This is a genomic window from Prevotella marseillensis, from assembly GCF_900625065.1.
Taxonomy (GTDB): Bacteria; Bacteroidota; Bacteroidia; order Bacteroidales; family Bacteroidaceae; genus Prevotella; species Prevotella rara.
This window is the reverse complement of sequence record NZ_UYXY01000019.1, coordinates 1-2,790: the sequence shown is the minus strand read 5'-3', so window position 1 is coordinate 2,790 and position 2,790 is coordinate 1. Positions and strand designations below refer to the sequence as shown.

General features: G+C 54.8%; 3 protein-coding genes. All 3 read left to right on the top strand.

The window, feature by feature from the left end:
- Positions 1-1,904 (top strand): type IA DNA topoisomerase (locus EJL04_RS16220; RefSeq protein ID WP_143723008.1); only part of this gene is annotated, 1,904 nt, incomplete at its 5' end.
- Between the two features lie 239 nt (positions 1,905-2,143).
- Positions 2,144-2,596, top strand: coding sequence for a DUF1896 domain-containing protein (locus tag EJL04_RS16215; protein ID WP_002561000.1), 453 nt, complete (start codon positions 2,144-2,146; stop codon positions 2,594-2,596).
- The coding region (locus tag EJL04_RS16210) for a hypothetical protein (RefSeq protein ID WP_164511813.1) at positions 2,586-2,790 on the top strand (205 nt) is incomplete at its 3' end. The genes EJL04_RS16215 and EJL04_RS16210, both read left to right, overlap by 11 nt.

The window sequence follows — 2,790 nt, the reverse complement described above, 5'->3', positions numbered from 1 at the left end:
TCCCGATTATTCCCGACACATTCACGCTCGTCCCCCGTCAGGTCAGGACGGAGAAAGGTTACAAGCCCGACAGCGGCGTGGTGTCGCAGATAAAAGTCATCAAAAGACTGTTCGACACAAGCGAACAAATCATCGTGGCGACCGATGCCGGACGCGAGGGAGAGCTTATCTTCCGCTACCTCTACCACTATACGGGTTGCACCACTCCTTTCGTGCGTCTGTGGATCAGCTCGCTCACCGACAAGGCTATCCGTGAGGGACTGCGCAACCTCGAAGACGGCAGCAGGTACGACAACCTATACCTCGCCGCCAAAGCGCGGAGCGAATCCGACTGGCTCGTGGGCATCAACGGCACTCAGGCGTTATCCATAGCCGCCGGACATGGCACGTATTCGGTGGGGCGTGTGCAGACACCCACGCTGGCGATGGTGTGTGAACGCTATTGGGAGAACCGCCGTTTTACGTCCGAAGCATTCTGGCAGCTCCATATCGCAACAGACGGTTGCGACGGCGAGGTCGTGAAACTCTCATCCTCCGAGAAATGGAAGTCGAAAGAACCGGCAACGGAGCTATATAATAAGGTAAAGGCGGCAGGCAGCGCAACGGTAACGAAAGCAGAGCGTAAGGAGAAGACGGAGGAAACTCCCTTGCTGTACGACCTGACCACGCTCCAAAAAGAAGCCAACGCCAAGCACGGCTTCACGGCGGAACAGACGCTTGAAATCGCGCAGAAGCTCTACGAGAAGAAGTTGATAACCTATCCGAGAACGGGAAGCCGCTACATCCCCGAAGACGTGTTCGCTGAAATCCCCAAGCTACTCGCCTTTATCGGCACGCAGCCCGAATGGAAAGACAAGGTGCGGGCAAAAGCCATCCCGACACGCCGTAGCGTGGATGACGGCAAGGTAACAGACCACCATGCCCTGCTCGTCACGGGAGAGAAACCGCTCTTCCTCTCCAAAGAGGACAGCACCATTTATCAGATGATTGCCGGACGAATGATAGAGGCATTCTCCGAAAAATGCGTCAAGGACGTGACTGCTGTCACGGCAGAATGTGCCGGAGTGGAGTTCACCGTGAAAGGCAGTGTCGTGAAGCAAGCCGGATGGCGTGCCGTCTATGGCGAGGAAAAGGAGGAAACTACCATCCCCGGCTGGCAGGATGGCGACACGCTCACGCTGAAAGCCACCTCCATCACCGAAGGAAAGACCAAACCCAAGCCGCTGCATACCGAAGCCACCCTGCTCTCGGCAATGGAAACAGCGGGCAAGGAAATTGAGGACGACGCGCTGCGGCAGGCGATGAAGGACTGCGGCATCGGCACTCCCGCCACACGAGCGTCCATCATCGAAACGCTTTTCAAGCGCGGTTACATGGAACGCTGCAAGAAGTCGCTTGTTCCCACCGAAAAGGGACTCGCCCTCAATTCCGTGGTGAAGACGATGCGCATCGCCGATGTAGCCATGACGGGCGAATGGGAAAAGGAACTGGCACGTATCGAGCGCGGGGAACTGCCCGCCGACACTTTCCGCAAGGAGATAGAGGCGTACACACGGGAAATCACCTCCGAACTGCTCTCGTGCGACAAGCTCTTCGGCAGCCGTGATTCCGGCTGCGCGTGTCCCAAGTGCGGCACGGGCAGGATGCGGTTCTACGGCAAGGTGGTACGTTGCGACAACACGGAGTGCGGACTGCCCGTGTTCCGGCAGAAAGCGGGACGCACCCTGTCCGACGACGAAATCAAAGACCTGCTCACCGACGGGCACACCAAGCCGCTCAAAGGCTTCAAGAGCAAGCAGGGCAAGAACTTCGATGCCATAGTCGCCTTTGACGGGGAATATAACACGACGTTCGTGTTCCCGGAAAAGAAATGCAAGTCTTCCTATCCGAAAAAAAGGAAATAATCACTAACTTTTGATAAGTTAGGCTGCATCTCAACAATAGAAACAAACAAGTTTTTTTCGTATTGTCTTCGATTTGCACTAACTTTGCCACTTGTTCAGAGTAATGAATTGTTCTTCGATACCGGATTACACTCATACTTTGGATTTAGTGGTGGCATTCGGAGGGATACCGAGTGCCTTTTTCTTCCTTTTTCCAATCAATTATCCCGTTAAATATCAATCCACTAAACTCCAAAGTAATGAACAACAAGAAGAAAAACGAGGGTCAGACCGACTTTTCCTATTACGGTCTGTACCTGCTGGACTACCTCCGCACGAACAAGTTTGAACAGGCGACTGACACCGCTTTCATACGGGAACGGGCCGACCGTGCCGCCGAAACGTATGAAAAGGCGCGGCTCGAAGGCTATCCCGCCGATGGCGCGCAAGAGCAGGCGATGGACACGCTGCTGCGCGGGCTGCGCTATTCCCGGTACGCCATTCTCCGTGAAGTCGTGGAGAGCGAGTTTTTCGACGAAGTGCCGGAAGAGAAACAAGAAGCCTTTATTCTGAAACTCATGCCGCTTGTCGGCAACGTGTTCTCCGTCTATGACCTTTCGGACGACAACTTCGCCCTGTCTTCCGATTACGACCTGCTCTACACGGAGCTGACGGGGGCAACCGTCCTTTACATCGGGGAATATGGCGTTTAACCGCAAACAGAAACTGCGGGACAACATCGAGGCGATACGGACGGCATTCATCCTTGACAGGGAAAACAGGACAGCGACAACCGAAGAGCGTGCCATACTTCAAAGGTACTGCGGTTTCGGCGGTCTGAAATGTATCCTCAACCCTGCAAAGGAACTGACGGATGCCGTCCGGTGGGCGAAATCCGACCTCGAAC

What these genes read in the sequence shown, in the direction of transcription:
- EJL04_RS16215 (WP_002561000.1), top strand. Translation starts at nt 2,144, where the DNA reads ATGAACAACAAGAAGAAAAACGAGGGTCAGACCGACTTTTCCTATTAC.